The 6074-nt window shown below is 51.7% G+C and carries 8 protein-coding genes; 1 reads left to right on the top strand and 7 read right to left on the bottom strand.

Translation table 11 applies throughout. From position 1 onward, the window contains the following. The 4 genes from ABI361_14320 to ABI361_14305 form a co-directional block, all read right to left on the bottom strand. The coding region (locus ABI361_14320) for a hypothetical protein (GenBank protein MEO9321838.1) at positions 1-1639 on the bottom strand (1639 nt) is incomplete at its 3' end. Positions 1640-1808: 169 nt separating this feature from the next. After that, positions 1809-2522, bottom strand: a complete 714-nt coding sequence (locus ABI361_14315) for an SDR family oxidoreductase (GenBank protein ID MEO9321837.1) — start codon at positions 2520-2522, stop codon at positions 1809-1811. A gap of 194 nt (positions 2523-2716) precedes the next feature. Next, complete coding sequence (locus tag ABI361_14310) at positions 2717-3037, bottom strand: DUF5654 family protein (protein ID MEO9321836.1); 321 nt, start codon at positions 3035-3037, stop codon at positions 2717-2719. Between the two features lie 253 nt (positions 3038-3290). After that, complete coding sequence (locus tag ABI361_14305; protein ID MEO9321835.1) at positions 3291-4010, bottom strand: CDGSH iron-sulfur domain-containing protein; 720 nt, start codon at positions 4008-4010, stop codon at positions 3291-3293. Between the two features lie 114 nt (positions 4011-4124). Here ABI361_14305 and wrbA point away from each other — a divergent pair, with 114 nt between their 5' ends. Then, positions 4125-4751, top strand: a complete 627-nt coding sequence (gene wrbA, locus ABI361_14300) for an NAD(P)H:quinone oxidoreductase (GenBank protein MEO9321834.1) — start codon at positions 4125-4127, stop codon at positions 4749-4751. A gap of 133 nt (positions 4752-4884) precedes the next feature. Here wrbA and ABI361_14295 read toward each other — a convergent pair whose 3' ends face one another. The 3 genes from ABI361_14295 to ABI361_14285 all read right to left on the bottom strand — a co-directional run bounded on the left by ABI361_14295 (position 4885) and on the right by ABI361_14285 (position 6065). Then, positions 4885-5034 carry a hypothetical protein gene (locus ABI361_14295; GenBank protein MEO9321833.1) on the bottom strand — a complete coding sequence of 50 codons (150 nt, stop codon included), beginning with the start codon at positions 5032-5034 and terminating at the stop codon, positions 4885-4887. A 112-nt stretch (positions 5035-5146) separates the two neighbouring features. Continuing rightward, on the bottom strand, positions 5147-5704 hold the full coding sequence (locus tag ABI361_14290) for a DUF4256 domain-containing protein (GenBank protein MEO9321832.1): 558 nt from the start codon (positions 5702-5704) through the stop codon (positions 5147-5149). A 130-nt stretch (positions 5705-5834) separates the two neighbouring features. Next, positions 5835-6065 (bottom strand): hypothetical protein, encoded by a 231-nt coding sequence (locus tag ABI361_14285; protein ID MEO9321831.1) that lies wholly within the window; start codon positions 6063-6065, stop codon positions 5835-5837. Between the last annotated feature and the right edge of the window lie 9 nt (positions 6066-6074).

Here is a 6074-nt window from a genome sequence, read left to right as displayed (position 1 = left end):
GTACCTTGGAGTCAAAGGTGCCGTCCGCTGTTCCGGTTGTACCGTCACCGGATGTCACCGTGTGTATTGCAGTGTCTGTGTTGGTCCATGTTACCTTGTCACCTACCTTGACGCTGATTGGGTTTGGTGAGAATGCCTTGTCACCCAGGTTCTGGGCGCCCGGCATTATGCTGACTGCATTGCCTGACGTCTTGGTGGTATTGCCGCTCATGCTGCCGCTCGCAAGCATTATGGTGGCATTCTGGGAAGACAGCTGCATGTCGCCAAGGCCGCTAGCCGAGCCTTTGATGATGGCAGACATCGGTGGATCGGACTGAACCGCAGGCAGCTTGCCATTTGCAATTGACCACAGTTTGAGCACCTGAACGCCGCTTGCCATTCCCATAGAGTCCTTCTGTCCTGCATAACCAATGACTAGCAGCTTGTTCATGCCCGGCAGGTAATATGCGTGGCCTGATTGGATTGTAACGGCAGGCTGGCCAGAAACGCTCACATTCCCACCCATCACGTCCATTGCTACCAGCGCGTTCGTGGACTTGTACACTGACAGGTTCAGCGATACCTTGTCGCTGCCGTTTGACGCGAGAGTATAGTTGGTATTGGCATTATAGCCGCCGGCTGTCGGCATCTTCATTGCCAGGTGCTCGGAGTGTCTCTGGGCAGCCGTCTCGCTAATGTATGCAAGTCTCTTTTGCGAAGTGCCGGACCCGGACATCTGCATTGAACCACTGCCCATGTTCGAGTTGCCGCCCATGTTCATCCCGCTCATGTCACTCATGCCGGCCAGCTGGAGATTGTAGGCCTTCATGAGGTTTGGATGTATTGTGCCATGCAGGATTATCAGGAACTGGTCCATCGGCTGCGCAGTGTCAATAATCTGTCGCAATTTTGCAAACCCCGTATCTAAACTGCTTATTGCATTTGACGAGACGCTTGACGGTGTCTTGGATTTGAGGCCTGACCACATGTTCTGCACAGCAGACATCATTGCTTGCGCACTCTCGTATGCGGCCTTGTTTGGGATGCGTGAGCTACTCTGGGACGACATGGAAGACATGTTGCCGGACATTGACATCCCGGACATGTTGCTGTTGCCGGTCATTAGCGAGTTTACCTGCGATGACGAAAGATTTCCTGAATTGTTCGTGGCATTGCCATAATCATTCATCACCTCGTCAAGCACTGATTTGAGCGCCAGCGCGCTGACCGTCAGATTCTGGAGCTTGTCGCTGTCAATCCTGACGGGCACAGACTCGGACATGTAACTGTCAAGGTTTGAGACGAACTGTTTGATGCTACCGGCATCAGGGTTTGGCTTTGAAGCCTCCTTTGTAATGTTCGAAATTGCGCCGGGGATTTCTTTTGCAAGGAGCTGATTCCGCTCTGCCATCTGTGTAGTATCGCTAGAATTCCAGTACTGGGCTAACTTGTCTAGGTGCCACTTGACAAGCGTAATATTGTTTGAGGTGATGTCGGACTGAACGGCATGCGCCTCGACGGGAATTTCCTGCGCCTTGGCTAGGTATGCAGCGCTTTCGTCCGGGCTAAAATTATGTGCGTATGCTGCCCTTGACGTATATGCTAGACCAAAAAAGAGAGCTACGACGAGCAGCAACGTTAGCGCCGAGTGCTTTTTCATGCCGTCTATTGGATGCGTGTGTTTAAAATTCCTTTAGTGCATTCGTCGAACGCGCCACTCGACGACTTTTGGCCTTGATGGAAATTCAAAGCAGGCTTGCAAAATGGAGCCCAGGAAACCTGTCCTGAAGTGGCAGGCGCGGCTCTCTTGTCCGACTGCACTGCACAGTCTACCACTCGATTCTGCTTCTGTCAAAGTACAAGCCACCGGTCGGACCTTTGTCAGGCAATGTCGCGAGCCATACGGCCGTGTCGGCGCCTTCTTCGGCCGACCGGGGTGCATTTGGGCCTCCCATGTCTGTTCGCACCCACCCGGGGCAGACGGCGTTTACCGTTATGTTAGTTCCACCTAGTTCGTTCGCAAGCATTATGGTCAGCGCATTCAGGGCAGACTTTGACAGGCTGTAGGCAGGAGCATACAGGCTCTCGGCCATCGTGGAAAAGGCCACTGCGCCGCTAGAAATGTTCACTATCCTGCCATATCGGTTTTTCTTCATGAGAGGGACAAAGGATTTGCACAGGCGCCATGCGCCTATCAGGTTTGTCTCAAGCGTCGACCTTACAACTTGCAGGTCCGTCTTGCTGGGCAGACTGCTCTTGTCTAGCAGAATCCCTGCATTATTTACGAGTATGTCGAGCCTGCTAAAGTTGGAGCGGATAAGCTTGTTCAATTCATCGACAGAACTTTGGTCCGTTACGTCAAGAGCAAATGCAACCGCGTCCCCTTCACCTTCCTGCTTGATTGCTTTTGCTGCCTCTTGCCCGCGGCGGATGTCCCTTGACCCGATTACAACGCCGATCTTGTTCGCGGCGAGCCGCTTGGCTATTGCAAGCCCAATTCCCCTATTGCCGCCTGTTACCAGAGCGATTCTTGAATCTTCCAACCGTAATGAGATACGTCACCCTCCATTACAAGAATTTCGACTTCGTTATCCTTGAAAGAATATTGCCAGCATGCATGCTCTGCCACGGCCTAAAAAGTCCGTGACTGAAAGCCCCCGGGACAAAAAGGATCCCGAGAGACGAGTATTGATGGTCGCTCAAAGGTTATCTTGACAGCAATCGATTCTAGCAGGGTTCAAGCAGCGCTAGTCCTCATTCTGCTTATCTCCTCCCGTAATGACCGGAGCTCTTCTCTTAGCGCCTCGGACTCTTGTACTTCAGCCGACTTTTCCGCTTTCCCGCCCACCTTTGATGCAACTCTCCCGATCATTATTGTTGCAAAGACTGCTATTGCCGTGACGACCACCGCGTAAATAATCATTGCCGTTAGGCCGCTCTGCTGGCCAAGCAGTTCTTTAAATATTTCCTGTATAGCCGTATTCCATGCAAGAGCTGCCACAAGACCGAAGGCTGCTGTAATAAGGGCTGCAAGTGCCTTGATGACGTCTTCTCTCATTAGATACGTGCCATAGGCATTGCAATTAAGGATTAGGCATAATAATTCGGATTTCTTTAGGTGATGGCTTCAACCGAAAGCAAGGAGTCACTGCTCGCGTCTATGCCATATGCGATGGACCATGCAAATACTGCAATTAATTTTAAGGCTTTACCATAGCAATTGAGACACGCGCGGATTTTCAATTCCTGCGGCATCGAGCCCGCGCTAAGGACGCCGAGCGATTCGGAGTGTTGGAAGCAATCACAACAGATTAGCCGGGGTCCAGCCCGTCCTTGAACTTGATACTGGCATGACTGCCGTTGCAAAATGGCATGTTGGCCGATGCACCACAGCGACATAGGGTTACTCTGTTCCTCTTCTCATACGCCTTGCCATCCTGCGATTCAATTTCTATTCCGCCGCGGATCCAAAGAGGACCGCTGCATCCCAGCGCGGGGTCTTCCACGACCCCGATTGACGGAGAGAGCCTCTCTTCAATGTCCTTGCTGTTCTTTTTGTCGCGAACGACAAGTCTTCCGGCTGGACAGTGGTTTGCCTCCCGTACCACCAACTCGCGTGCCTCTTGATCGTCGCTCTGCTGTATCAGGTTCCAAATCTTGCCGGCAGGGTCGCAAAAGCGTGCAAACGCGCACAGCTCCTCTGCATCCCTAAGCACAAGCGTTGGTCCATCAAACTGCTGGGCCTGAACAATGTATGGGACCCTAACGGCAGTCTCTTTTCCCTGAAAGCCAATGCTCTCATGCGTGCCGTCGCAGAACGGCTTTTTGTTAGACTTTCCGCATCTGCAGAGCGCGTACTCTGCACCGGTCGAGAACTTTTTGCCCTCCGTCCAGTCCCAGGAAAATCCTTCCTTGTTCGGGGTGATTACCTGAATCGAAAGCGGAACGTCGCCTGTCACCAGATAGGGGCCGTTCTTGCTGATGACAATCTTTGGCTGCGGGGTCCCAGGGGTTGCCACCTTTTTGCCCATCAATCCATGACTTCAGCAAAGTGAGTAATAAAGTTCTTGAAAAGCGAATATTGAAGCACCGGCTGCAATTTGCCTAGCTTAAATAATACAAGCTTGACTACTCTGTGGGATTACTTGGCAAAGCAAACCGTCAAGATTATGATTCTGTTTTACAGCCGGTACGGCAATACTGCAAGGATGGCCGAAGAGATCGCCTACGGCGCAAAGACTCACGAAGGCGTGGGAGTAGCAATGAGAAGAATTGCAAGCATCGGACCGGTTCAGGACACTGTCGAAAAGAAAGACTGGACAGAGCTGGCTGAGAGCCTTGACAACCGCTATCCGACCGTGCCGGTAGAGGATGTTATTGCCGAACTCCCATCGTGCGACGCGATAATTTTCGGCTCGCCTACTAGGTTTGGGAACATGGCTGCACCCCTCAAGGCTATGTGGAACATGACCACCAGCTTGTGGCTTGAAGGGTCGCTCGTCGGCAAGGTCGGAGCAGTATTTACAAGCGCGGCCTCTGTGCATGGAGGCCAGGAGACTACTGCCATCTCGATGATGTTTCCGATGTTTCATCACGGAATGATAATTGTCGGCGTGCCGTATTCGGTGCCGGAGCTCAGCGAAAGTGGCAGCCCATATGGCCCTAGCAGGATAGCAGGAAAACTGGCAAACAGGCCCATTGAGGAGGCAGACATTAGAGTGGCCCGGGCATTGGGAAGCCGCGTAGCCGAGATCGCATTCAAGCTCTCATAGCTATAAACTGGACTGCAATGCATTCAGCAGATCCTGCAAAATCCGGCATGTGCCAGTAGCACATCCCTTAATCTTTAGTATTGTAGACGGATCACGCCCGTTAAAACTTGCGAGCCCCGTCATTCTGCCAGCGTCATTGCTTGAGGCCTGTCCTATCCTTTGAAGAGACATGGGACTGCGCATTGCCCACGCGAATTGTCAGGGCAATCACTATGAGAACCGCCAGTGCCGAAGCTAGCACCGTTATGCCCGCCCTGCTGCTTCTTCCGTTGATCCTTGTCATTTCCACAATCATGAAAGCATTTGATTTACACATTAGGCGACCAAATTTGGGGTTTGGATTACTGATTGCAGGCCGAGGATGGCTATGTGCACCCTGATCGCAAAAACCAAGTCTAGACTCTTAGCACACCGCGGAATCCCCTTGAAGCATAATACGAGGACGCGCCGTTGTGATACAAAAAGACGCTATCGTAGCGGCGGTCGCAAAAGAGGGCACCACCGAGTTTTCTAATCTCGGGCGGTGTTTTTGCCCAGCTAGATGTCTTTGTGTCAAAACAGCCAAGCTTTTGCAGCTCGCGGTATTGCTCCTCCGTCAGAAGCTCAATGCCCATGTCACGCGCCATGTCAGCGGCGTTGTTTGCGGGCCTGTGTTCCTTCCTTGACATTTGCGCTTCATGGTCATAGCAAGTACTCCTGCGCCCTTCGGGGCTTTCTGCTGAACAATCACAAAAAATGTACTCGTCAGTCTTTTTATCGAAACCGACGACGTCGGGCTGACCGCCAGTCTTCTCCATTTCCGCCAGTGGCCTTAACCTTTCCGGCTTACCTTGCAGCCTGGCCTGGATCTTTGCCCACTCAAGACCGCTATGCCTGCCCGTATTCTTTTCAAAACGCGCCTTCAGTATGCCAAGCAGTTCATCAGGCTGCGGCGACCCTTTGAGCTTGCGCATGATTGTGAAATTTCTGTCTGGAGGTAATATTATCTAAACAGCCATAGCTTGGCATGATTAGCGGCGCCGACCGTTTATCAATAAAAAGTGTATCATAACGCGAGTCGGGCAATCAGGTAGCAATCCGCCTTTATCCCTTTTCAAATATCTTGTCAAGTGCCGAGCCGAGGTTACTGCCAGCTACCTTGACTACTTCTGCCCATTCTACGAAAGTAAAGCTATTCGAGCCTGCCGATGTGGAGACCCGAAACCAGTACCGGAAACGAAATACTGAAGCAAAAATGACACGGACAACCCGGATTGAACTATCAAATGCATTAATTGCGTTAAGTGCCGCACAAAAGATGTTAGTGTATTGCAATCTGAAACC

Origin of the sequence: Nitrososphaera sp., from assembly GCA_039938515.1 — an archaeon.
In the GTDB taxonomy this organism is placed as follows: domain Archaea; phylum Thermoproteota; class Nitrososphaeria; order Nitrososphaerales; family Nitrososphaeraceae; genus Nitrososphaera.
Note: the sequence above shows the minus strand (reverse complement) of the source record. Positions and strands in the feature narration are given on the sequence as shown.